Raw genomic sequence first — 22,758 nt, forward strand, 5'->3', positions numbered from 1 at the left:
CCGGTGTACGCCGGCCGCGAACGGCGGTCGAAGGAAGGGCTCCCGTGGCAATGTTCGACGAGAACGTGACGATCGTTCCGACCCCTCGGCGACGGATGTCGCGCGGCACCGTCGCCGGCATCTGGGCCGTCTCGGTCGCGCTCATCGCGCTGTTCGCACTGACGGTGCTGCCCACGCCGTTCGTCATCCAGCAGCCCGGCCCCGTCTACAACACCCTCGGCACAGCCCAGGGACCCGACGGTGAGGAGGTGCCGCTGATCGCCGTCGACGGCGCCGAGACCTATCCCACGGGTGGCGCGCTCGATCTGCTGACGGTGCAGGTCGTCGGCAACCGCGACCGCACGCCGTCATGGTTCGAGCTCGCGGGTGCGTGGTTCGATCCTTCGCGCGCGGTCGTGCCGATCGAAGAGGTCTTCCCGGAGGGCGTGACCACCGAACAGCGCAACGAAGAGAGCGCGCAGCTCATGGTCGACTCGCAGCAGGAGGCGACGGCGGCTGCCCTGCGTGAGCTCGACTACGACGTGCCGTCGTCGGTGCGGGTGTTCGCGCTCACCGACGAATCCGCGGCGCAGGGGATCCTCGAACCCGACGACGTCATCATCGCGGCCGAGGGCACCCCCATCGAGCAGACGCAGCAGCTGCGCGACATCATCAACGCGGGTGAAGGTGCACCGATCGAGCTCACCGTGCTGCGCGACGGCGAGGAGCTGACCGAACAGATCACCCCCCGTCAGACCGACGTCGACGGTGAGACGCTGTGGCTCATCGGCGTCAGCACGCTGCACGAGTACGACTTTCCGATCGACGTGACCATTCAGCTCGACAACGTCGGTGGGCCGTCGGCGGGCATGATGTTCGCGCTCGGGATCATCGACACGCTCACCGAAGGCGAGCTCAACGGTGGCGAGCAGGTCGCCGGCACGGGCACCATCGACGCCGACGGACGGGTCGGAGCGATCGGCGGCATCCGTCAGAAGCTGTACGGCGCGAAGGATGCCGGAGCCGCGTACTTCCTCGCACCCGCGAGCAACTGCGACGAGGTCGTCGGACACGTGCCCTCGGGCCTCCAGGTGTTCGCCATCGAGACGCTCGACGATGCACTCGACGTCCTCGATGCGGTGCGGTCGGATGGTGACCTCGCGGCGCTTGCGACCTGCGATTCCTGAGCGTTCGCCGGGGGCGTGATCCCCGAGGCCCGATCCCGGTCGTGGTGACCTGCATCGCGCCTAGGATGGGAGGGTGACCTCGACCTCAGCGCCGACTCCGGCCACACCAAGTCCCGCCCGCCGCGCCGTCAGCATCACCCTGGCAGCGCTTGCGGCCCTCGTCGTGGCGTTCTTCGTCTTCGCGAGCCTGTACGCGGACTGGCTGTGGTTCCGCCAACTCGGGTTCGACGGGGTGCTGATCACCCAGTGGGTGGCGCGCGTGGTGATGTTCGTCATCGGGTTCCTCGCGATGGCGGTGCCCGTGTTCGTGGCGATCCAGCTGGCGTATCGCCTCCGCCCCGTCTACGCGCGGCTGAGCTCCCAGCTCGACCACTACCAGGAGGTCGTCGAGCCGCTTCGTCGCCTTGCCATGTGGGGCATTCCGATCTTCTTCGGCTTCTTCGCCGGTTTCGCCGCCTCCGCGCAGTGGCAGACGGTCTGGCTGTGGTTCAACCGCGTCTCGACCGGTCAGACCGACCCCGAGTTCAACCTCGACACCGGCTTCTACCTGTTCGAGCTGCCGTTCTACTCGGCGCTGCTCGGCTTCGTCTCGGCGACGCTGCTCGTGAGCCTGCTCGTCACCGTCGTCGTCGCGTACCTCTACGGCTCGGTGCGGGTCGGTCAGCGCGAGCTGCGCATCTCGAAGTCGGCCCGCATCCAGCTCGCCGTCATCGCGGGCCTCTACCTGCTGGTGCAGGCGGTGAGCATCTGGCTCGACCGCTACAAGACCCTCACGACGCAGGGCGACCGCATCACCGGTGCCAGCTATGTCGACGTCAACGCGATCATCCCCGGGCAGACCATTCTCGCGATCGCCGCTGCGCTGGTCGCGGTGCTCTTCTTCGTAACCGCCGTGATCGGCCGCTGGCGCTTCCCGCTGATCGGTACCGCGCTGCTGGTGGTCTCCGCCCTCGTGGTCGGTGTCGCGTACCCGTGGTTCGTCACAACGGTGCAGGTCATCCCCAACCAGCGCACGATCGAGTCGACCTACTACGACCGCAACCTCGAGGCGACGAAGTTCGCGTACGGCATCGACGGTCTCGAGAAGAGCGACTTCCAGGCGGTCACAGACGCCGAACCCGGACAGTTGCGGGCAGACGCCGACACCACGGCGTCCATCCGCATCATGGACCCGGCCATCATCAGCCCGACGGTGCGTCAGCTCGAGCAGTACCGCTCGTACTACCAGTTCACCGACCCGCTCGATGTCGACCGGTACGAGATCGACGGACAGTCGCAGGATGCCGTCGTCTCGGTGCGTGAGTTGAACCTCGACCAGCTCGGTTCGGGCGCGTCCTGGTACAACACGACCCTCGTCTACACGCACGGGTACGGCATCGTCGCCGCGAAGGGCAACGAGCGCACGAGCGACGGCAACCCCGTCTTCTTCGAGCGCGGCATCCCCGCGACCGGCGAGCTGACCGCGAGTGAGGACGGCCTCGAGCCGCGCGTGTACTTCGGTGAGAACTCGCCCACCTACTCGATCGTCGGCGCCCCCGAGGGCGCAGAGGACATCGAGCTCGATTACCCCCGTGGGCAGGACGGCGAGTCGCAGACGACGACGACCTTCGACGGCGACGGCGGACCGAGTGTCGGCAACATCTTCAACCGACTCATCTACTCGCTGAAGTTCCAGTCGACCGACATCCTCTTCTCGGATGCCGTCAACGCCGAGTCGCAGATCCTTTACGACCGCGACCCGATCACGCGTGTGCAGAGCGCAGCGCCGTATCTCGAGCTCGACAACGACCCGTACCCGTCGGTCGTCGATGGGCGGATCGTGTGGATCGTCGACGGATACACCCTCAGCGCCGACTACCCGTATTCGCAGGTCGTGAGCCTACGCGACGCGATCTCGGACACGACGAACACGTCGCCCCGGGTCGCGCTCGACGACGTCAACTACATCCGCAACTCCGTCAAGGCCACGGTCGACGCGTACGACGGCACCGTGACGCTCTACGCGTGGGACGACGAGGATCCGCTGCTGCAGGCGTGGCAGAAGATCTACCCGTCGACGCTGAAGCCGGTCTCCGAGATGTCGGCCGACCTGATGAGCCACGTGCGGTATCCGACTGACCTCTTCAAGGTGCAGCGCATGATGCTCGGCACCTACCACGTCGATGACGCGGAGTCGTTCTACTCGCGCGACAACGCGTGGCTGACGCCCGAAGACCCGGTGCTCGCCAACGACGTGCTGCAGCCGCCGTACTACCTGACGATGCAGATGCCCGGGCAGGATGCGCCGACGTACTCGATGTTCACCTCGTTCATCCCGTCGTCCTCCGCGGGCACCGAGTCCCGCAACGTGCTCATGGGCTATCTCGCCGTCGATTCGAACGCGGGGAACGAAGCGGGCGTGGTCAGTGAGGACTACGGCAAGCTGCGCATGCTCGAGATCAACGCCGACACCACGGTTCCGGGCCCCGGCCAGGTGCAGAACACGTTCAACTCGAATGAGACGATCGCGCAGCAGGTGAACCTGCTTCGTCAGGGGCAGTCACAGGTGCTGAACGGCAACCTGCTGACGCTCCCGGTCGGTGGCGGATTGCTGTACGTGCAGCCCGTCTTCGTGCAGGCTTCGGAAGGCACGAAGCTGCCGACGCTGCGAAAGGTGCTCGTCGCGTTCGGCGACGAGGTCGCCTTCGAAGACACGCTGCAGGAGGCGCTCGACTCGATCTTCGGCGGCGACTCGGGTGCCAGCACGGGCGACGACGAGGTGGCCCCGACGCCTGGGCCGTCTCCCACGCCGACCGATCCGGGAACCGAGGACCCTGACCCCGGCACTGAGACGCCCGGCGGCGATGCGTATACGCAGGCGCTCGAAAACGCACGACAGGCGATGGCCGATCGTGACGCGGCGCTGGCCGAGGGCGACCTGACGAAGTTCGCAGAAGCGGACGAGCGACTGACGGCTGCCGTCGAGAAGCTGCTCGAGCTGTCCGAGGAGTGATTTCTCGGCCGGGGCGGTGCCGCGCAACGCGTCAGGTGGCGCCCCGGTTCAGCTCGTCAGCATCCACCACCAGATGAGCAGCAGCGTCACGGCGAATCCCGTGCCCTGATTGAGCCACAGGAAGCGCCGCCACCCGACAGTCGCGCGCTCCGCATCACGGTCTGCGAGTGCGCGGTAGGGCCAGATCGTGACGATGTACGGCATCGCGAGCAGCGCCGCCAGCGGGCCGGGCCACGCGGTCGGCAGCAGCAGCAGTCCTGCGGCTGCGTAGGCGACGAGGGCGAATCGGACCGTCCACGCCGCCCCCCGCACGGTCGCGATCGAGGCGATGCCCGCCTCGCGATCCGAGACGACGTCCTGTACGGCGCCGAAGGCGTGCGATGCGACACCCCACGCGGCGAAGGCGAGGATCACCGTGACCAGCTCCCAGGTCCAGGTGGCACCGGCGAGCACGAGGCCGTAGACGGCCGGTGAGAAGAAATGAATGCTGCTGGTGACCGAATCGGCGAACGGGCGTTCCTTCAGTCGAAGCGGAGGAGCGCTGTAACCCACGACGAACAGCAGGCTGAGCGCGAGCACGAGCCACGACGCGGGGGACCCGAGTGCGACGAGGGCGACCACGAACGGCAGGCACGAAAGTGCCGCGGCCCACAGGGTGACGCGGTGGAGACGACGATCGAGCACCGCGCCGTGCGCGCCGCCCTTTCGCGGGTTGCGCAGATCGGACTCGTAGTCGAAGACGTCGTTCACGCCGTACATCGCGAGGTTGTACGGCACGAGGAAGAACACCGTGCCGATGATGAACGCGGCGTCGACCTCGCGGGTCGTGAGCAGGTACGCTGCGGCGAACGGATAGGCGGTGTTGACCCAGCTCACCGGGCGCGACGCCAGCAGCAGCTGGCGCGCGGTCGTCTGCGTGCCGGCGCTCACGAACTGCCTTCCTGGGGCTCCACCCGCGCCGGGGGGAGCAATGCGAGAACCGCCGGTGCAAGGAAGGCGATGCAGATCGGGTAGGAGAAGTCCTCGATCGGCGCGAGTCCGATGCGCAGCCCGGACAGTTGCGCGGGCGGGTAGCTGAACAGGTCGAGCGCGATCATGAGATTGTCGAAGACGGCCGTCAAGACGCACAGGGCCAGGGCCGTCAGTGCTGACGCGCGAAGGCGGCCCGTGAAGCCTGGGCGAAGTGCGCTCAGGGCGGTCACGAGCACCGTGACTGCCGCGAACGGGAGGATCAGCAGGGCGTAGCTCACCGTGATGGCCTCCCGTCCCGCTCGTCCCCGCGGGCTCTCGCGCCTTGTCCACGGAGGAGAGCCGCGTGGACCACGAGCGCAAGGTAGGTGAGGAACAGCAGGAAGAGGGGCTCTTCAAGCGGCAGGTGCGGAGCGAGATCGATGCCGAGGAGCAGATCGCTGCCGCCCTTGATGAAGATGCCCGATGCGATGCCAGCGGCATCCCACACGAGCAGGAACGCCGCCCCGATCGCGGTCGCGACCGATGTGCGTGCAGGGGAACGCCACAGCGCGAGGCGGAAGCGGGCGTCGAGGGCCGCGACACCGGCCGCAGAAGCGACGATCGCTGCCAGATATGCACCGGGCATGCTCACACCGAAGCCCGCTCGGCCAGGCGCCCAGGGGAGCGGTCTCCACGCACGAGCTTCGTCACGAGTTCGGCCGAGATCAGGCACATCGGCAGACCGATGCCCGGTAGCACCGAAGCACCCGCGTAGAACAGGCCCTTGACCTTCGCAGACGTATTGCGCGGGCGGAACATCGCACTCTGTCGCAGCGTGTGCGCCAGGCCAAGGCTGTTGCCTCGCCATGCGCTGAACTCCGATGCGAAGTCGCCCGGCGCGATCGTACGCCGCACGACGATCCGTTCACGCAGATCCGGGATGCCGGCCCACGATGTGAGCTGGTCGATGGCGCGATCCGCCGCCGCTTCGACCGCCTGATCGCCCGCCCCACCGATCCCGCCGTGGCCGATCCCGGGATCAGCCGGGATCGGCACGAGCATGAAGAGATTCGTGTCACCGGGCGGCGCGACGCTCTCATCGGTGCGGCTCGGCGCGCACACATACAGCGAGGCAGGATCCGGCAGGCGCGGGCTGTCGCCGAAGATCGCCTCGAAATTCTCGCGCCAGTCGTCGGTGAACAGCAGGGTGTGATGCGCGAGCTGCGGCACGTCGCCCCGTACGCCGAGCAGCACGAGCAGTGCTCCGGGGCTGGGGCTTCGATCCCGCCACCACGATTCGGGGTACGTCTGCAGGTTGCGCGGCAGCAGGTTCGTCTCGGTGTGGTGGAGGTCAGCGGTCGAGACGATCGTGTCGGCTTCGAGCATCCGCCCGTCGGCCAGCTCGAGCCCCGTCACTGCGGCATCGGCGGTCACGATCCGCGCCACCCTGGCATCGGTCTCGACGGTGGCGCCGGCCCGCTGGGCGCACCGCGCGATCGCCGCGATGAGCTCGGCGAACCCGCCGCGCGGATACCGCACGCCATCAGCGAGGTCGAGGTGGCTCATCAGGTGATACAGCGCGGGCACGTCATACGGCGACCCACCGAGGAAGACGGCCGGGTAGCCGAGGATGCGTTGCAGCAGCGGATCGTCGAAGCGGCGTTCGACGTGACGGGCGAGTGAGCGGGTCAGCAGTGGTGCCAGGGTCGGCAACCGGCGGAGCACCGCGGGGTCGCGCAGCCCCTGCATCGTCGCGTAACCGTCGTAGAGGAACCGGTCGACGGCGAGGCGGTAGGCGTCTCCAGCCGAGTCCAGATAGGTGTCGATGCGGCGGCCCGCGCCCGGTTCGCGCGACTCGAAGAGGGTGCGGACCCGATCCCGCCCGCTGAAGACGTCGACCGGATCGGGGTGCGTCGTCGGGTCGCCGTAGACGCGGAACGCGGGATCGAGCGGTGCGAGGTCGAGTTCGGCATCCGCCGAGGTGCCGAGCAGTCGGAAGAAGTGGTCGAAGACCTCGGGCATCAAGTACCAGCTCGGCCCGGTGTCGAACCTGAAGCCATCGCTCGACCATGAGCCGGCGCGCCCGCCAACCTCGGATCGCGCTTCGACGACGTGTACGCGGTGTCCGTCGGCGGCCAGCAGCGCTGCCGATGCGAGCCCGGCGATGCCGGCGCCGATGACGATGACGTTCATGTACCGCTCGATTCGTGGTGGGCCGTTCGGCGTCTGCGGACACGGGGGGCGGCGCCCGTTGCTGCACGCAACGCGATCAGCGCTTTCGTGGGATTGGGAACCCGTACGCGACCACCTGCCGCGTCGCCGTCGCGCAGTCTGTGGGCGAGGTCGGCGAACAGGTCGTGGGTGGCCGCGACGGCGCGGCGGCAGTCGGCCGGCAATCGGGGGATCACCGCAGCGGCCGCTGCGAGGTCGGCATCGACGCGGTCGAGGACCGCGCCGCGACTCTCGTCGAGGTACTCGCGACCGAGCCGCGTGGCGTCGTCGCGGCGGTCTCGCAGAAAGTTGACGTCCTGAAAGGCGGCGCCGAGTCGGCGTGCACCGTGCACGAGGTCGTCCGAGGCGACCGTTCCCGCCGGGGCGTCCGCGCCCACGAACACCTGCAAGCACATGAGTCCCACGACTTCTGCAGAACCGTACACGTAGCGGTCGTGCGACCCGCGATCGTGCTGCGCGACGTCGACATCGGTGCGCATCGAGGCGAAGAACGGCGTGATCAGCTCGGTTGTCACCCCGCACGATCGCGCGGTGTGCGCGAACGCATGCACGATGAGGTTCGTCGAGAAGCCGGAGGCGACGGCGGCGAGCGTCTCGGCTTCGAGCGCATCAACGGCCGCGAGCACGGCGTCCCGATCCGCGCCGGACTCGGCCGCGGGGCCGTCGACCACCTCGTCGGCGACGCGGACGAGCGCATAGATGTTGCGGATGTGGCGGCGCACTCGTCCGCCGAGCAGCCGACTCGCGAGGCCGAACGAGGTGGAGTACGCCGCGATGACGGTGGCTGCGGCCTGCTCGGCGGTGCGCGTGTACTGGTCGAGCCCGGTCACGGGATGCGCTCCTGAACGCGGTCTGCGAGGGCGTGGAGGAGGTCGCGTGGCGCGACCGGCAATCCCGAGGCAGCCGTGCGCGCATCGCGCAGAAGCTCGCCCACAAGGCCGACGAGTCGGTCCCTCGCGCCGCTGTGCTGCAAGACGCGCTGGGCGCGTCGCACGGCGACAGGGCCGGTGGGTGCGCGTTCCAGGGCCTCGTCGACGGTCGCCTGCTGCGCGCTCGCGCGTGCGAACGCGATAAGTGCGGTCTGCTTTCGGGCGCGGAGGTCGGCGCCGGGCGCGCGACCGGCCTGCGTGCGCGTCCCGAACGTGCCGATCAGGTCGTCGACGAGCTGGAACGCCAGTCCGATCGATGAGACGGCGGACACGGCGATCGCCCTGTCGCTGTCGTCGGCTCCGGCCAACACTGCACCCGCGGCCAGCGGTGCCGCGAACGAGTACACCGCGGTCTTGTCGTGCGCGGTGGCGACCAATTGCGCGGCGGGGGAGGGCCGTTCTGCGACGGCATGCTCGACATCTGCGAGTTCGCCCGCCGCAGAGACGAGCACGGCTTCGTCGAGGATCCCGAGGAGGGAGTCGCGTCGGTCGGGGTCGGTGGGCGCCATCGCGACGAGACGGACGGCTTCTGCCAGCAGCAGGTCGCCCGCGAGTACTGCGGCCGCATCGCCGAGCTCGGCCGCAGCCTGTGCGGTCGCTCCGCGATCGAGTGCGCGCTGACGGAACTCGCCGCCCACGTTCGGCGCGCCGCGACGTTCGAGATCGCGGTCGATGAGGTCGTCGTGGATCACGAACGCGGTGTGGAGCAGTTCGAACGCGGCGGCGACGGGCCACAGTTCAGGTGTGTCGTCGCGAGTGCCGCCGAACGCGTCGAAGGCGGCGATGGTGAGTGCCGGGCGGAACCGTTTTCCACCGGAGGCTGCCCGTCGCGCCGCGGTGACGAGTTCATCGAGGTGCGGAGCCCGCAGCGCGGCGCGGGCTGCGAGTGCGGCCAGCGATGCTTCGACGGCTTCGTCGATGCGATCAGCCGTGTCTGATGCGAGAGCGATCACGATGCGCGTGTTGCAACGGGTTCGAGGTCGAGTGCCACGTCGGCCGCACGTGCGGAGGCACCGTCGAACAGGTGCAGCTGAGCCGCCTGCAGCACCAACCATGGGCTGAACGCCCACGGCGTGGTCCGCAGCGACCTGGCGAGGTCGGCAGGGTCGACCCATCGGGTCTCCGCGACCTCTCGCGGGTTGGGGTCCGGCTCGTCATCGGTCAGTGCGGTGTAAACGGGGCAGATCTCATGCTCCACGATGCCCGCTGCATCGGTGGCCCGATACCGGAACAGCGGCAGCGCGAGTTCGAGGGTGTGGACGCGGATGCCGAGTTCGTGCTCGGCGTGTCGGTGCACTGCCGACAGGACCGGCTCTGCAGGCCGCGGGTGCCCGCAGAACGAGTTCGTCCACACGCCCGGCCACGTCCGCTTGCCGATTGCGCGACGCGTGACGAGCACCTGCCCGTGCGCATTGCGCACGTGGCAGGAGAAGGCGAGGTGCAAGGCGGTGTCGGTGCCGTGCACGCTGCTCTTCGGCGCCGTGCCGATCTCGTTGCCCTGATCGTCCAGCAGGACGACGAGGTCGAGGTCTGTCATTGTCCCCTCCATTTCGCTAGCTTAGCTAGCAATATAATCGCATCGTACAGAATCGGAGACGGAGGTGTCCATCGATGGCCGAGCGATGGGTGCCGCGCACGGAACGCGACCGACTGGTGATGGAATCGATGCTGGCCGTGCGCGCGTTCAGCGATGCGATGGATCGCATGCACGGAGGAATGCGCGGCGACATGGACATGAACGCGACCGACTTGGCGGCGTTGCGCATGCTCATCATCCGCGAACAGCGCGGTGAGACCGTGGGGCCACGCGACATCGCGACGCACCTCGCGATATCGACGGCATCAACGACGAAGCTGCTGGATCGCCTCACCGAGAGTGGACACCTCGAGCGCCGCCCGCATCCGGCTGACCGTCGCGCACGGATCGTGGCGCTCACCGAGCGGGCGCGCAGCGAGTTCTTCGCGCATTTCGGTGAGCGGATGGCGAAGATGCGGGCCCGCATGGAGTCGTACACCGACGAGGAGCTGGCAGCGGCTGCGCGGTTCCTGCGCGACATGGCCGATACGCTCGCACCCGAAACGACGCCGGACGGCGTCCGTACATGACAGAAGGTCCCGTCCGAAGACGGGACCTTCTGAGTGGTTGCGGGGACAGGATTTGAACCTGCGACCTCTGGGTTATGAGCCCAGCGAGCTACCGAACTGCTCCACCCCGCGGCACGAGAATCAAGCCTAGCACGGGTTTGGAGTGCTCGACGCCACGCGGTTGCTCCGGGCACGTGAGACGGGTGAGGATGGGGGCGGAGAGGAGCGCCATGAACCCCGATGCCGTCGCCGTCGCCGTCGCGCAGTTCGCGCCGACAGCCGATGTCGAGGACAACCTCGCCGCGATCGACGAGCTCGTCGCCCGAGCCGCCGCGCGGGGTGCCCGCATCGTGCTCCTGCCCGAATACTCCAGCTTCTTCGTGCACCCGTTCGACGAACGACTCGCCGCGCACGCCGAGTCGGTCGACGGCCCGTTCGTCGATGGTCTGGTCTCGATCGCCGCCTCGCGGGGAGTCCACGTCGTCGCGGGTTTGTTGGAGCGGGCCGATGATTCCAAGAAGGTGCGCAACACCGTCGTCGCCGTCGACGGGCACGGCGTGCAGGCGGTCTACCGCAAGCAGCACCTGTACGACGCGTTCGGGCAGCGTGAATCGGATTGGGTCGAGCCCGGTGAGCTCGCGCCACCGCAGACGTTCGTCGTCGACGGCCTGCGATTCGCGCTCATGACCTGCTACGACCTGCGGTTCCCCGAAGTGGCTCGCACGCTCGCCGATGCGGGCGCAGACGTCATCCTGATCGCCGCCGAATGGGTCCGCGGCCCGCTCAAGGAGCACCACTGGCGCACCCTCCTGCACGCGCGCGCGATCGAGAACACCCTCTTCGTCGCAGCGGCAGACCACCCGCCGCCCCTCGGCGTGGGGGCGTCGATGATCATCGACCCCCAGGGGGTCGAACTGGCAGGGGTCGGCATCGCCAGCGACGTCGCCGTCGCGCACCTGGATCCTGACGACATCGATCGCGTGCGCCGCGTCAACCCGGCCCTCGCACTGCGCCGCTTCTCGGTCGTTCCGGGGACTGCGTCGGGCTGACTGGGGTTCGCGTCAGCGACCGGCCAGCCGCGCCGCGGCGTCGCGCAGCACCTCGTCGCGCTTGCAGGCGGCGAACCGCACGAGGGTCGCGTACTGCTGGCGACGCTCGGGTGTGACGAATGCCGTGAGCGGGACGGCGACCACCCCCGACCGGGCCGGGAGTCCGCGGCAGAACTCGTCGGCATCCGCAGCACCGAGCGGGGCGGCATCCGCCACCGTGAAGTAGGTGCCCGCCGACACCGAGACGTCGAAGCCGGCCGCGCGCAAGCCTTCCACCAGCACATCGCGCTTGCCGCGGAGCGTGCTGGCGATGCCGGTGAAGAATTCGTCGGGCAGACGGAGACCGGCGGCGATGGCCGGCTGGAACGGCGCGCCACCGGAGTAGGTGAGGAACTGCTTGACCGCGAGCACGGCATCGATCAGCGGCGCCGGCCCGGTCACCCAGCCGATCTTCCACCCCGTCGTCGAGAAGGTCTTGCCCGCGGACGAGATCGAAACGGTGCGCTCGAAGGCGCCCTCGGAAGTCGCCAGGGGCACGTGGGTCGCGTCGAAGACAAGGTGCTCGTAGACCTCGTCGGTCACGATGATCGCATCGTGCTGATGCGCCAACCGGACGATCTCGGTGCGAACAGCCGCGTCGAAGACGGCACCGGTCGGGTTGTGGGGATCGTTGACGAGGATCACCCTGGTTCGATCCGTCACAGCCGCGCGCAGCTCGTCGAGGTCGGGCTGGAACTGCGGCCACCGCAGGGGCACCGTCACGCGCTTGGCCCCGACCAGCGCGATGAGTGCGGCGTAGGCGTCGTAGAACGGCTCGAACACGACGACCTCGTCGTCCGGACCGTCCAGCAGCCCGAGCAGGGCGGCGGCGAGCGCCTCGGTCGCGCCCGCCGTCACGAGCACCTCGTGGTCCGGGTCGAGGTCGATTCCGTAGAAGCGTCGCTGGTGCTCGCAGATCGCTGCGCGCAGGTCCGGCGACCCCATGCCAGGCGGGTATTGGTTCACGCCGTCGGTGATGGCGGTGCGGGCGGCGTCGAGCACTGCCTCCGGGCCGTCTTCGTCGGGGAATCCCTGCCCCAGGTTGATCGCACCGGTGCCCGTGGCGAGTGCGCTCATCTCGGCGAAGATCGTCGGTGTCGGAACACCGTTCGCGCCGAGCAGCCCCGCGCCGCGCGCGGCCCGCGTCCACGCACCGGGGATGGGGTTCGGCGCCGACGGTGCGGCGAGGCGATCGTCCATCGCGCCAACGGTACACGCATAGGGTTGTCGGGGCGGCGACATAAGAAAACCACAGGATCGCGCGTCAAGCTGTGAACGCACATTGTGGAAGGAGCAGCGATGAGCGACAACGACAACACCGAGTCGTCCACATCCGAACCCCAGGGCACCGAGCCCCCTCAGACGCCGCCGGCGGCGACGCCGAGCGCGGCGCCGCCGCCCGTCCCCACGACGCCCGCCGCTCATGCGGCTGCCGCGCCGGCACCGCACCACCGCCCGTACACGCCGCCGTCCCCGCCGTACGCCGCCGTTTCGGACGCCCAGCCCACGACGCCCTACCCGACATCGGCGTTCGGCGCCGGCGCGACGACGGCAACGGCCCCCGCGACGGAAATCGCGCAGACGAAGGATGCCGAGCCCGAGTCCGGCAAGGTCGGCGCGGGCAAGATCGTGGCGATCATGGTCGCCGCGGCCCTCGTGGGCGGCGCTGCCGGCTTCGGTGGCTCCGCGATCGCCGACACCTTCCTGTCGGCGAGCGGTTCCACCGTTGTGCAGAACAGTCCCACGACGGTGACCGTCAACGATCCCGACTCGGTCAACCAGACGACGGGCATCGCCACCAAGGTGCTGCCGTCGGTCGTCACCATCAGTGCGAGCTCCGGGTCTTCGGGCGGCACGGGTTCAGGTGTCGTGCTCAGTGAGGACGGCTACGTCGTGACGAACACGCACGTGGTCACCCTCGACGGCGCCACCGGCGACCCGAACCTCACCGTCACCACCTCTGACGGCAAGGTTTATCAGGCGACGATCGTCGGCACCGATCCCGTCTACGATCTCGCCGTCATCAAACTCGAGGACGCGGAGGGGCTCACGCCGATCGAATTCGCCGACTCCAGCGCCCTGAACGTCGGCGACACCACAGTCGCCGTCGGAGCCCCGCTGGGACTGTCGAACACGGTCACGACCGGCATCGTCAGCGCACTCAACCGCTCCATCCAGATCGCCTCCTCGGCTGTGCCCGAGACCGACGAGCTCGAAGAAGGCGACGACCCCGGGTCCGGGAGCCCGTTTCAGTTCGACTTCGGTCAGGGCGAGCAGCAGAGCGGATCGACCGGCACGATCTCGATTGCCGTCATCCAGACCGACGCCGCCATCAACCCCGGCAACTCGGGCGGTGCCCTCGTCGACGACGAAGGCAAGCTGATCGGCGTCAACGTCGCCATCGCGACTGCCGGCGGCACGTCGTCGGGCGACTCGGCGGGGTCGATCGGTGTCGGCTTCTCCATTCCCTCCAACGTCGTCCAGCGGATCACCGACGAGATCATCGAGGGCGGTTCCGCGAGCCACGGCCTGCTCGGCGCCATGGTCGGCAATGCCGCAGCGCAGGAGAACGCCACGATCGCCGGCGCGTACATCAGTGAGGTTACGCAGGGCGGCGCCGCCGCCGAGGCGGGACTGCAGGCCGGCGACATCGTGACGCAGTTCAACGGTGTGCCGATCTCGGACGCGACCGACCTGACTGCGCAGGTCCGTGCGGCGGCGGCGGGAAGCACCGCCGAGGTGATCTACGTGCGAGACGGTGAGACGGCGACCGTCGAGGTGACCCTCGGCGAACTCACCGACTGACCCGCCACGCTCGAAGAAGGACGCCACCACGCGCGATAGGCTCGCGGGGTGGCGTCCTTCTCGTTCGGCGCCGGGAACGCCGGCAAACTGCTGCGCATCCCGCTCTACGCGGCAGGCCGGCTCGCGACCGTCGTCATCCCTCGGGTGCGTGATCGCTGGGTGTTCGGCTGCGCGGTCGGGATCGCCGACGGTGCGCTGGCGCTGTGGCAGGTCGCGCAGGCTGCGGGGGAGCGTGGGGTCTGGCTCACGGCGGACGCGGCACAGGATGCCGATGCCGCAGCCCGCGGCATCCCGACGGTGCGTCGCGATTCGTGGCGAGGGTTCTGGGAGACCGCCCGCGCCGGTGTCACGGTCGTCACCCACGGCTTCGGTGACGTGAACCGGTATGCCGCGACCGGCGGGTTCGTCGTACAGCTGTGGCATGGCATCCCGCTCAAGCGCATCGGACTCGATTCGCCGGAGACGACCCGCAGTCCGATCGCGGCGCTTTCGCCCGTCCTGCGGGTGCTCTATCGGCGCACGCAGGGCCGCATTCGTCTGCTTCCTGCTGCATCGCATCTCGTCCGAGGCCGGCTCGAGTCCGCCTTCGGGCTGAGCGAGGCGCAGGTGCCGGTCACCGGCGAACCACGCACCGACGTGCTGTGCCGGGGTTCCGCGCTCGCACGACGCGAACGCGCGCGCGACGAGCTGCAGGCGCTGTCCGGGACGATCGAGGCGTCGCAGCAGGCTGTGCTGTACGCACCGACGTGGCGTGACGGCGAGATCGACCCCGCCGTGCCGACGGCCCAGCAGTGGCACAGCCTGCTCGAGATGCTCGAGGCGCACGACGCCGTGCTGTACGTCCGCTCCCATCCGCTGGGTGCCGGCGCGTACACCCCGCCGGTGCCGACCGCCCGGGTCCGCGCCCTCGGCAGTGACGTCCTCAACGACGTCACCCCCCTGCTTCCGGCGATGGACGCGCTGGTGACCGACTACTCGTCGCTCCTGTTCGACAGTGCCCTCGTGCCGCTCCCCGTCGTGCTGCTCGCTCCCGACCTCGCCGCCTACGGTGCTCGCCGCGGGTTCTACGGCACGTATGCCGACGTGTCGCACGAGGCCCACGCGCATTCGTGGGAGCAGGCGACTGCGCAGCTGGCCGCCGTGCTCGGCGATGACGAGGAGCGCGCGCGCCGACTCGACGCCGCCCGTGCGCTCAGCGCCCAGGTGCACGCCTTCCGCGACGGCAATTCGTCGCGACGCGTCTATGACGCGATCCGTATCGGCATCGGGGACAGCGCATGACGCCGATCACGAGCTTCGTCGCCGATGCCGGTGTGGCGTCTGAACCGGCCGCCACGATGGAGGTGGCAGGGGGTGACGCGATGCCGGCGAGCGTCCGTCTCGTCGGCCCGCGTGCGACGGTCGAGGCCACCATCCGCGCGATCGACGATGGCTGGATCGCTTCGCTGCCGCTGCGCGCCGCCCGCTGGGGCGGCCCTGCGTTGCCGTTGCCGTCCGGGACATACCGACTGCAGATCGACGACGTCGCGGTGACCCTCGCCGATCACCCCGTGGTCATGCTCGGCACCCTCCGCGCGGAGATCACCGAAGGCGCCGTGCGGGTCGCCGCGCCGATCGACCCCGCGTACGACTCGGGCGAGGGACAGGACGCGCTCGAGCGGCGCTATGCGACGCGTCCGGGCGGGCTCGAGAACGCCGTCTTCTTCGAGTCGTTCTACGGTCGCAACGTCAGCTGCAATCCCCTGGCCATCGACCGCGAACTCGCAGTCCGCGCGCCGGGGGTCACACGCTACTGGAGTGTCATCGACTTGTCGGTGTCCGTGCCCGATGGCGCCATCGCCGTCGTGGAAGGGTCTCCGGAGTGGTGGCGTGCGCGTGGGGCGGCACGCCTGCTCGTCGTCAACGACTGGTTGCGTCGCCGTTTCGCCAGGCGCCGCGGGCAGGTGGTGCTGCAGACGTGGCACGGCACGGCGCTCAAGCGCCTCGCGTTGCATCGACCGGGGTTCGATCCCAGGCGCGCGATCGCGGTGATCCGCGAGAGTCGGCGTTGGAACGTCCTGTTGGCGCAGAACCCGTACGGGGGACGTGTCCTGCGCACCGCGTACGCCTTCCGTGGCCCGGTGTGGGTCGAGGGGTATCCGCGCAACGACGTACTCGTGTCGGGGGATGCCGCGCCGGTGCGCGCAGCCTTGGGCATCGCCGATGATGCGCGGGTGATCCTCTACGCCCCGACGTGGCGTGATGACCGTGATGAGATGGTCGACTTCCTCGATCTCGCCGAGCTGGCACGGCGCACGGATGCCGTCGTCCTGGTGCGCGGCCACTCTCGAACGCTCCTGCCGGGCCATGACGCCCATGGCGACCGGGTCGTCGATGTCACCGGCTACCCCGACATCTCGCATCTGCTGCTGGTCGCCGACGCCTTGGTGACCGACTATTCGTCGGTCATGTTCGACTTCACCGCGACCGGCAAACCGCTGTACCTGTTCGCGCCCGATCTCGCGCACTATCGGGGCGAGCTGCGCGGGTTCTACTTCGATCTCGCGGACGAGGCGCCGGGTCCGCTGACCGCGACGCTCGATGAGCTCGTCACGGCGATCGCCGACCCCACGACTGCTGACGCGTACGCCGAGCGCTACGCCCGCTGGCGCGAGCGCTTCAACGCGCGTGACGACGGGCGCGCCGCCGAGCGCGTCGTCGCCCGCATCCTCGACCAGGGCTTCATCGATCGGGCCTGACCGCCGCAGGCCGGGCGAGTGGTGTGCCAGGTGAGTGGTGTGCCAGGTGAGTGGTGGGTCAGGGGAGCGGTGTGTTCCGTCGCAGCCGCGAGGTGTCGACCGCGCCTCCGCCGCCCCGCACGAGGCCCCGCAGGAACCCCGCGCCCCACGCGAGGTGCATCGACGGGAGGACGACGGCGAACCACGCCCGTTCGCGAAGGGTGCCTGAGCCGCGCGCAGCGACCACGCCGATCAGCAGCAGGTACGCCACGACGGGAAGATACGCCAGCCACGCGAGCACTCGCCAGACACCCGCGAGCACTCCTGCCGCGTGCAGCGCGCCGAGGACGATCGCGAGCACCACGGCGACCACGAGCGCCGGCGGTGCGAAGAACCGCGGGGGGTTGCGCCTGCCGTATCGGCGGACCAGCTCGCCGCGCCAGATGCCGGTGGCGGTGAATTGACGCACGAGCCGTGACCAGCTTTCGCGTGGCCAGTAGGTGACGGACAGGTCGGGGTCGAACCAGACGGTGTATCCGGCGCGACGGATGCGGAGGTTCAGTTCCCAGTCCTCGCCACGCCGCACGGTCTCATCGAATCCGCCGATCTCCTCCAGGACGCTCCTGCGGACCACTCCGAGGTACGCAGACTCGGCCGGTCCCGCGACCGCGCCGCCGTGATACGCCCCACCGCCGAGCCCGATGGGCGAGTTGTAGGCCCGGGCGACCGCACGCTGGAAGGGCGTGCGACCGTCGGCCCGCATCACGCCGCCGACGTTGGCCGCCCGCGTTTCGGCGAGCGTCGCCAGTGCACGGCGGGTGTAGTCGGGCTCGAGTTCTGAGTGGGCGTCGACTCGCACGATCGTGGGGTAGCGCCCGGCCGCGATGGCGCGATTGAGGCCGACCGGGATGTCGGCCGCCGCGTTCGCCACGAGGCGGATGCGGTCGTCGTCGGACGCGAGCCGTTCGGCGAGCTGCGTCGTCCCGTCCGTCGAGGGCCCGAGCGCCAGTACGAGTTCGGTCGGCTCGTCGATGTGTTGCGAAAGCACCGTGTGCACGGCCTTCTCGAGGTAGTCGACCTCGTTGAGCACCGGCATGACGAACGTGACTCCGGATCCGGTCGGCGGAACCGGGGCATCCCGTCGAGTCGGGTGGTCGTCGTGCACCCGACGATCATGTCACGCCCCGCGGGCGCGCGACGCGAAGTGTCCACCGACGCGCTGGGTAGGCTGGAGGGGTGGGAATGGTCGCTGATGTGAAGAAGGCGTTCGCCCTGGTCCGCAAGGCCGTCACGGGGCGTGCCGCTGTCATCGATGTGCGTCGCACCCTGGCGGCGCGGGGGCCACAGCCCCGTCAGCACTACCGGATCGCCGTGTACTTCGGCGACAGCGACGTCAACATGTACCAGGTGCGGCAGTGGTACAAGCCGCTCGCCGACGTCGCCAAGACGTGGCCGGTCGTCGTCCTCGCCCGGAACGCGCGCGGTGCGCGGGCGATCGCGGCGGACGACGCGCTGCCCGTGGCGTTCGTGCCGACGGTGCGCGATCTCGAGCGGTACATCGCGACGCAGGACATCCGGGTCGTGCTGTACGTGAACCAGAACACCCGCAACTTCCAGATGTTCCGGTACGGGCGCCGGTGGCACGTGTTCATCAACCACGGCGAGTCCGACAAGATGTACATGACGACCAACCAGTTCAAGGCGTATGACTACGCGTTCATCGCGGGGGATGCGGCGCGCGAACGGTTGGGTCGCGTGCTCTGGGACTACGACCTCGACGCGCGTACGGTCCAGATCGGTCGCCCCCAGGCCGACCACTACTCGGGCACGCTGCCGTACACGCCCGATGACCGCACCGTCGTGCTCTATGCGCCGACGTGGGAGGGTGACCGCCCGTCGGCGCACTACGGGTCGATCCGCACCCACGGTGAAGCACTCACGGCTGCGGTCCTGGCTTCACCGCGGCACCGCCTCGTGTACCGTCCTCACCCTCGCTCGGGCGTCGTCGACCCCGAATACGGCGCGGCGAACGCTCGCATCATCGCCGCCATCGAGGCAGCCAACGCGTCCGATCCGTCTGCGCAGCACGTCTACGACGACCAACCCGAACTCGGGTGGCAGCTCGCCGCCGCCGATGTCGCGGTCGTCGACATCTCGGCGATGGTCTACGACCGGCTCGCTGCAGACAAGCCGCTGATGATCACACGGCCGGCCGACGCCGCAGCGATCGTCGATACGCACGGCTACCTTTCGGATGCCGAGTGGCTCACGGTCGCGGCCGCGCCCCGCATCCTCGCCGAGGTGGACCGCGTCCTGTCTGATCCTGACGCCGTCACCCGGCTCGAGGGCTGGGTGCGCCACTACTTCGGCGACACGGCTCCCGGCGCGGCGACGGCGCGCTTCCATGACGCGTTGGCGGGCCTGATGACGCAGTGGGACCTGTGGCATGCGCGGACGGCTGAGTCCGACGACGAAGAGCCCGATGAAGCCGAGCTCGACGACGAGTGAGGTTCAGTCCGCGTCGCCGCTCTCGACGGCGCTGACGCTCACGGGGATCTCGATCACTGTCTCCGGTACGCCGGTGACCGCGGCCGGGTCGCCGAAGGATGCCGCACCGAGCAGTTCCGCCTCGGTCCGAGGGCGCCACGGCTCAGCGGGCAGGCCCGCCCATTCGGTCGGCTCCTCGGGTCGCTGCTGGAAAAGTCCCATGCCGACAGTCTGCCGTGCGTGGCGGGCTGTCGCCAGATGTCAGTTCAGCAGCCGTTCGATCGCGCGCAACGGGATCGCGAGCCACGTGGGACGGTTGCGAGCCTCATAGATCGCCTCGTACACGGCCTTGTCGAGCTCGAACGCGTCGAGCAGTGGTCCCCGGGACGCTCGACCCGCGACATCGTCGTATCCCTCGATGAACGCGGCCCGCGCGGACGCCGCCCACGCTTGTGTGCGTTCTGCATCAGAGGCCGGCTCGTCGGATTCGAGCGATCCGGCGACGTAGTCGAAGGAGCGCAGCATGCCGGCGATGTCACGCAACGCGATGTCGGGGCGCATCCGCTCCCGCATGGGTCGCATCGGTTCGCCCTCGTAGTCGAGCACGATCCAGCCCCGATTGCGGGAATGGAGCACTTGTCCGAGATGCAGATCGCCGTGGATCCGCTGCAGGCGCGGCCAGGTCGTACCGCCGGCGGTGCGGTACACGTGCTCGATCGCCTCCCGATGCTCGGCGAGGGCCGGCACTTCGGAGACCGCGATGCCCAGGCGCCGCTCCCACACCCGCTGTGCGGCCTCGCGGTCGGCATCGTCAGGCTCGCTCGTGGGCAGGGCGGCGGCCAGGGCGGCGTGGACGCCGGCGACGGCAGCTCCCAATGCGCGGGCACTGTCGGTGAAGTCTTCTCCGTCGTGCGCGGCGCGCAACGCGACGCGCCATGCATCTTCGCCGTCCTGCACGAACTCCTGCGCGAACGCGAGCGAGCCGGTCACCCAGGCACCGTCCCGCGTGGTCCAGGTGCCCTCTGCCCACCCGAAGGTGGTGGGGGTGTGCGGTGATCCGCCTGCGGCAAGGGCGGTCTGCAGTTCGATGTCGGGGTTGAGGCCGGGGTGCAGTTGCCGGTACAGCTTGCAGATGACCGGCTGGCCGCCGTCTGCGGGCGTGTAGATGATCGATGTGTTCGACTGCTCGCCCGTGAGCACACGGGAGGCGGCAGCCATGCCGGGGGTGGGGGCGCTGCTGTGTCCGGCCGCCGATGCACCGTCGCCGCGTGCGTCACCGTCCGCCGTGATCAGCCGAAGCAGTGCGCGCGTGTACGCGGGGTCGTGCGGTCCATCGATCACGACGACATCGGGCTCGGGGTGGTCGATGACGTGTCCTCGATCCGGAGCGAACGGTCGCAGGACGACCGGAACCTGATAGGTGACGGCGGGGGAGACGCTCTCGTCGAGCAGGAGATGCGTGCGGATCGTCACGCCGCTCTCATCCGATGGCAGCTCCCACGAGCCGAGCATCGTCAGCCGCGGTGCGCGGGTCGCCGACGTATACCACCGCTGGCGGGGCATCCACCCGGCCAGACTCGCCAGCGTGCGATCCATCCCACGAGACTAGGACGTCCCGGGCCTCTCCGACACATCGACCGCTCCGCGTGTCGCGTCGTCATCGCCGATCGGGGGCGCCTCGACGGTGTCATCGGGAGCGAGGCGACGCTTCGGGACGAGATTCGAAACGCCCTCGCCGACGCGTCTGCCGGCTTCGACGACGGCGCCACCGGCGCGACGGATGCCACCCGCAGCCCGCGCCTCGACGCGCGCAGCGCCTTCGCGCGGCTCCAGCTCACTGGGAAAGTGCGTCGGCGGCGTGCCGAACGCCTTGCGGGATCCGACGACCACGCGACGGCCGAGGATGTGGTTGCCGGCGCCGCCGACCGCTGCGCCGATCCCGAACGGGAGGGCCTTGCCGAGGAAGGATGCGCCGCCGCGGGCGGCGAACTGCTTGATGAACTCGGTCTTGAGGCGATCCACGAGCGGGCCCATCGCTGCACGCGGGAGCGACTTGGTCACCAGCTCGCCCCAATACGACGAACGGGTGCTGCCTTTGCCGGTGGCCTGGCGCGCCAATTGCGAGACGAGTGAGACGCCCTCCTGCCCGAGCATGAGGGTGAGCACGAGCGCGCGCGCCCGATCTGGGTTCTCGACACGGATGCCGTGGAGTTCTGCGAGGGATTGCGCGTACAGCGCCGTCGCCTCGAGGAAGCCGACCGTCTCGACGCCGCTCAAGGCGAGCGTGATGCCGGTGCCGATGCCCGGCACCACCGCGGTCGCGCCGACGGCTGCGCCTCCGGTCGTGACCGCGGTCAGATAGCGCCGTTCGAGCATCCGCCCGATCTGCTCCGTGGTCGCATCGGGGTGTCGCAGTCTGATGCTGCGCAGGTGCGCGACGACGACCGGGCGCTGAACGGCGAGGATACGATCGAGCGCTCGAATCGTCCGAGGATGCTCCTCGGAGCCCTCAGGAGGCAACCCTCCGCTCCAGGGGGCGCCGTCGGGAAGGGAATGGATCCGGTGGACCTCGGCCATGTCGATGCCGGGCTCAGAGGCTCGTGTCAGACGAACAGGTTCGCCCGCTCGAGGTCCTCAGCGAAGTCGACCTCGACGGCGTACAGGTCGGAGATGTCCATCGGCTCGAGCAGGAGGCCGTTCTCAGCGATGGCGAGTTCGAGGCCGCGTTCGAAGTAGTCCTGATCGTCGACACGGCTCAACTGTGCGATGAAGGCCTTCTTGTCGCGTGCCGAGATGTAGTTGATGCCGACAGCCTCGCCGATGCCGCCCTTGACCGTCTTCGACAGTCCAGCGATGAAGCCCTCGGCGTCGACGGTGTATTTGACCTCTTCGTCGCTGACCTTCGCGGTGTTGACGGTGACGAACGACTGATCGCGCTCGATCAGCGCGATCGCGCGACCCAGGATGCGGGGGTCGAAGACCACGTCGCCGTTCATCCAGAGCACGCCGCCCTTGCCGGTCGCCTTGAGGGCGCGCAGCAGGCTCTTTGACGTGTTCGTCTGGTCGTAACGGTCGTTGTACACATACGTCGCGGCGGGGAAGGCCTCGACGATCGTCTCGGCACGGTAGCCGACGACAGTCGTGATGCGGGCGGCGTCACCGAACGCGGCGCGGATGTTGTCGTGCTGCTGGCCCATGATGGTGCGGCCGTCCGAAAGCTCGGTGAGCGGCTTCGGGAGACTGCGGCCCAGGCGCGAGCCCATGCCCGCAGCAAGGATGACGGTGTTGATGGTCAAGGCGATCTCC

21 protein-coding genes and 1 tRNA gene are annotated in these 22,758 nt (G+C 69.0%); 8 read left to right on the forward strand and 14 right to left on the reverse strand.

Annotated features, from left to right (window positions below; all coding sequences use genetic code 11):
• Positions 1-44: 44 nt before the first annotated feature.
• Positions 45-1,166: a YlbL family protein gene (locus AC3ENX_RS02885; protein ID WP_434810327.1), complete on the forward strand. Its 1,122-nt coding sequence runs from the start codon at positions 45-47 to the stop codon at positions 1,164-1,166.
• Between the two features lie 73 nt (positions 1,167-1,239).
• The gene (locus AC3ENX_RS02890) at positions 1,240-4,158 is read left to right on the forward strand and encodes a UPF0182 family membrane protein (RefSeq protein WP_434810328.1); all 2,919 of its coding nucleotides are present in this window, start codon (positions 1,240-1,242) and stop codon (positions 4,156-4,158) included.
• A gap of 48 nt (positions 4,159-4,206) precedes the next feature.
• Here the strand turns inward: AC3ENX_RS02890 and AC3ENX_RS02895 are convergent, their stop codons facing one another.
• The 7 genes from AC3ENX_RS02895 to idi are packed head-to-tail and all read right to left on the reverse strand — an operon-like array spanning position 4,207 to position 9,807.
• Entirely contained in the window at positions 4,207-5,088 is an 882-nt protein-coding gene (locus AC3ENX_RS02895) for a prenyltransferase (RefSeq protein WP_434810329.1), read from the reverse strand.
• A complete protein-coding gene (locus AC3ENX_RS02900; protein WP_434810330.1) occupies positions 5,085-5,408 on the reverse strand; it encodes a lycopene cyclase domain-containing protein in 324 nt (107 codons plus the stop codon). Before AC3ENX_RS02900 ends, AC3ENX_RS02895 begins: the two co-directional genes overlap by 4 nt.
• Positions 5,405-5,755 (reverse strand): lycopene cyclase domain-containing protein, encoded by a 351-nt coding sequence (locus tag AC3ENX_RS02905; protein ID WP_434810331.1) that lies wholly within the window; start codon positions 5,753-5,755, stop codon positions 5,405-5,407. Before AC3ENX_RS02905 ends, AC3ENX_RS02900 begins: the two co-directional genes overlap by 4 nt.
• 2 nt (positions 5,756-5,757) lie before the next feature.
• A complete protein-coding gene (gene crtI / locus AC3ENX_RS02910) occupies positions 5,758-7,302 on the reverse strand; it encodes a phytoene desaturase family protein (RefSeq protein ID WP_434810332.1) in 1,545 nt (514 codons plus the stop codon).
• Positions 7,299-8,171: a phytoene/squalene synthase family protein gene (locus AC3ENX_RS02915; protein WP_434810333.1), complete on the reverse strand. Its 873-nt coding sequence runs from the start codon at positions 8,169-8,171 to the stop codon at positions 7,299-7,301. The genes crtI and AC3ENX_RS02915 overlap by 4 nt, the downstream gene beginning before the upstream one ends.
• A complete protein-coding gene (locus tag AC3ENX_RS02920; RefSeq protein WP_434810334.1) occupies positions 8,168-9,223 on the reverse strand; it encodes a polyprenyl synthetase family protein in 1,056 nt (351 codons plus the stop codon). Before AC3ENX_RS02920 ends, AC3ENX_RS02915 begins: the two co-directional genes overlap by 4 nt.
• Positions 9,220-9,807 (reverse strand): isopentenyl-diphosphate Delta-isomerase, encoded by a 588-nt coding sequence (gene idi, locus AC3ENX_RS02925; RefSeq protein WP_434810335.1) that lies wholly within the window; start codon positions 9,805-9,807, stop codon positions 9,220-9,222. The genes AC3ENX_RS02920 and idi overlap by 4 nt, the downstream gene beginning before the upstream one ends.
• 74 nt (positions 9,808-9,881) lie before the next feature.
• On the opposite strand from idi, the gene AC3ENX_RS02930 reads away from it, so the two are divergent.
• Positions 9,882-10,376 carry a MarR family winged helix-turn-helix transcriptional regulator gene (locus tag AC3ENX_RS02930; RefSeq protein WP_434810336.1) on the forward strand — a complete coding sequence of 165 codons (495 nt, stop codon included), beginning with the start codon at positions 9,882-9,884 and terminating at the stop codon, positions 10,374-10,376.
• 34 nt (positions 10,377-10,410) lie between these two features.
• Here the strand turns inward: AC3ENX_RS02930 and AC3ENX_RS02935 are convergent.
• Positions 10,411-10,487 (reverse strand) — tRNA-Met (locus AC3ENX_RS02935).
• 98 nt (positions 10,488-10,585) lie between these two features.
• Here AC3ENX_RS02935 and AC3ENX_RS02940 point away from each other — a divergent pair.
• Positions 10,586-11,404, forward strand: coding sequence for a carbon-nitrogen hydrolase family protein (locus AC3ENX_RS02940; RefSeq protein WP_434810337.1), 819 nt, complete (start codon positions 10,586-10,588; stop codon positions 11,402-11,404).
• Positions 11,405-11,416: 12 nt separating this feature from the next.
• Here AC3ENX_RS02940 and AC3ENX_RS02945 read toward each other — a convergent pair whose 3' ends face one another.
• Positions 11,417-12,643, reverse strand: coding sequence for an aminotransferase class I/II-fold pyridoxal phosphate-dependent enzyme (locus AC3ENX_RS02945; protein ID WP_434810338.1), 1,227 nt, complete (start codon positions 12,641-12,643; stop codon positions 11,417-11,419).
• Positions 12,644-12,742: 99 nt separating this feature from the next.
• Between AC3ENX_RS02945 and AC3ENX_RS02950 the strand changes: the two genes are divergently transcribed.
• The 3 genes from AC3ENX_RS02950 to AC3ENX_RS02960 are packed head-to-tail and all read left to right on the forward strand — an operon-like array spanning position 12,743 to position 16,986.
• The gene (locus tag AC3ENX_RS02950; protein WP_434810339.1) at positions 12,743-14,248 is read left to right on the forward strand and encodes a S1C family serine protease; all 1,506 of its coding nucleotides are present in this window, start codon (positions 12,743-12,745) and stop codon (positions 14,246-14,248) included.
• A gap of 48 nt (positions 14,249-14,296) precedes the next feature.
• Positions 14,297-15,529, forward strand: coding sequence for a CDP-glycerol glycerophosphotransferase family protein (locus tag AC3ENX_RS02955; protein WP_434810340.1), 1,233 nt, complete (start codon positions 14,297-14,299; stop codon positions 15,527-15,529).
• Positions 15,526-16,986 (forward strand): CDP-glycerol glycerophosphotransferase family protein, encoded by a 1,461-nt coding sequence (locus AC3ENX_RS02960; protein ID WP_434810341.1) that lies wholly within the window; start codon positions 15,526-15,528, stop codon positions 16,984-16,986. Before AC3ENX_RS02955 ends, AC3ENX_RS02960 begins: the two co-directional genes overlap by 4 nt.
• Before the next feature lie 58 nt (positions 16,987-17,044).
• Here the strand turns inward: AC3ENX_RS02960 and AC3ENX_RS02965 are convergent, their stop codons facing one another.
• Complete coding sequence (locus AC3ENX_RS02965) at positions 17,045-18,061, reverse strand: glycosyltransferase (protein WP_434810391.1); 1,017 nt, start codon at positions 18,059-18,061, stop codon at positions 17,045-17,047.
• Between the two features lie 140 nt (positions 18,062-18,201).
• Between AC3ENX_RS02965 and AC3ENX_RS02970 the strand changes: the two genes are divergently transcribed.
• Positions 18,202-19,473 carry a CDP-glycerol glycerophosphotransferase family protein gene (locus tag AC3ENX_RS02970; RefSeq protein WP_434810342.1) on the forward strand — a complete coding sequence of 424 codons (1,272 nt, stop codon included), beginning with the start codon at positions 18,202-18,204 and terminating at the stop codon, positions 19,471-19,473.
• A gap of 3 nt (positions 19,474-19,476) precedes the next feature.
• On the opposite strand, the gene AC3ENX_RS02975 is transcribed toward AC3ENX_RS02970, so the two are convergent.
• From AC3ENX_RS02975 to AC3ENX_RS02990, 4 genes are read right to left on the reverse strand one after another with little or no spacing between them, the layout of a single operon-like run.
• Positions 19,477-19,674 carry a hypothetical protein gene (locus AC3ENX_RS02975; protein WP_434810343.1) on the reverse strand — a complete coding sequence of 66 codons (198 nt, stop codon included), beginning with the start codon at positions 19,672-19,674 and terminating at the stop codon, positions 19,477-19,479.
• 39 nt (positions 19,675-19,713) lie between these two features.
• A complete protein-coding gene (locus tag AC3ENX_RS02980) occupies positions 19,714-21,048 on the reverse strand; it encodes a maltokinase N-terminal cap-like domain-containing protein (protein WP_434810344.1) in 1,335 nt (444 codons plus the stop codon).
• A gap of 9 nt (positions 21,049-21,057) precedes the next feature.
• Entirely contained in the window at positions 21,058-22,029 is a 972-nt protein-coding gene (locus AC3ENX_RS02985; protein WP_434810345.1) for a hypothetical protein, read from the reverse strand.
• A 26-nt stretch (positions 22,030-22,055) separates the two neighbouring features.
• Positions 22,056-22,748 (reverse strand): phosphocholine cytidylyltransferase family protein, encoded by a 693-nt coding sequence (locus AC3ENX_RS02990; protein WP_434810346.1) that lies wholly within the window; start codon positions 22,746-22,748, stop codon positions 22,056-22,058.
• Positions 22,749-22,758: the final 10 nt, after the last annotated feature.

The organism is Microbacterium sp. bgisy189 (assembly GCF_057707225.1).

Bases quoted from the DNA above. Each gene is read 5' to 3' on its own strand.
- AC3ENX_RS02905 (WP_434810331.1), bottom strand. From the start codon at position 5,755: ATGCCCGGTGCATATCTGGCAGCGATCGTCGCTTCTGCGGCCGGTGTC.
- AC3ENX_RS02965 (WP_434810391.1), bottom strand. From the start codon at position 18,061: ATGCCGGTGCTCAACGAGGTCGACTACCTCGAGAAGGCCGTGCACACG.
- AC3ENX_RS02945 (WP_434810338.1), bottom strand. From the start codon at position 12,643: ATGGACGATCGCCTCGCCGCACCGTCGGCGCCGAACCCCATCCCCGGT.
- AC3ENX_RS02960 (WP_434810341.1), top strand. From the start codon at position 15,526: ATGACGCCGATCACGAGCTTCGTCGCCGATGCCGGTGTGGCGTCTGAA.
- AC3ENX_RS02950 (WP_434810339.1), top strand. From the start codon at position 12,743: ATGAGCGACAACGACAACACCGAGTCGTCCACATCCGAACCCCAGGGC.
- AC3ENX_RS02930 (WP_434810336.1), top strand. From the start codon at position 9,882: ATGGCCGAGCGATGGGTGCCGCGCACGGAACGCGACCGACTGGTGATG.
- AC3ENX_RS02985 (WP_434810345.1), bottom strand. From the start codon at position 22,029: ATGGCCGAGGTCCACCGGATCCATTCCCTTCCCGACGGCGCCCCCTGG.
- idi (WP_434810335.1), bottom strand. From the start codon at position 9,807: ATGACAGACCTCGACCTCGTCGTCCTGCTGGACGATCAGGGCAACGAG.
- crtI (WP_434810332.1), bottom strand. From the start codon at position 7,302: ATGAACGTCATCGTCATCGGCGCCGGCATCGCCGGGCTCGCATCGGCA.
- AC3ENX_RS02980 (WP_434810344.1), bottom strand. From the start codon at position 21,048: ATGGATCGCACGCTGGCGAGTCTGGCCGGGTGGATGCCCCGCCAGCGG.
- AC3ENX_RS02940 (WP_434810337.1), top strand. From the start codon at position 10,586: ATGAACCCCGATGCCGTCGCCGTCGCCGTCGCGCAGTTCGCGCCGACA.
- AC3ENX_RS02975 (WP_434810343.1), bottom strand. From the start codon at position 19,674: ATGGGACTTTTCCAGCAGCGACCCGAGGAGCCGACCGAATGGGCGGGC.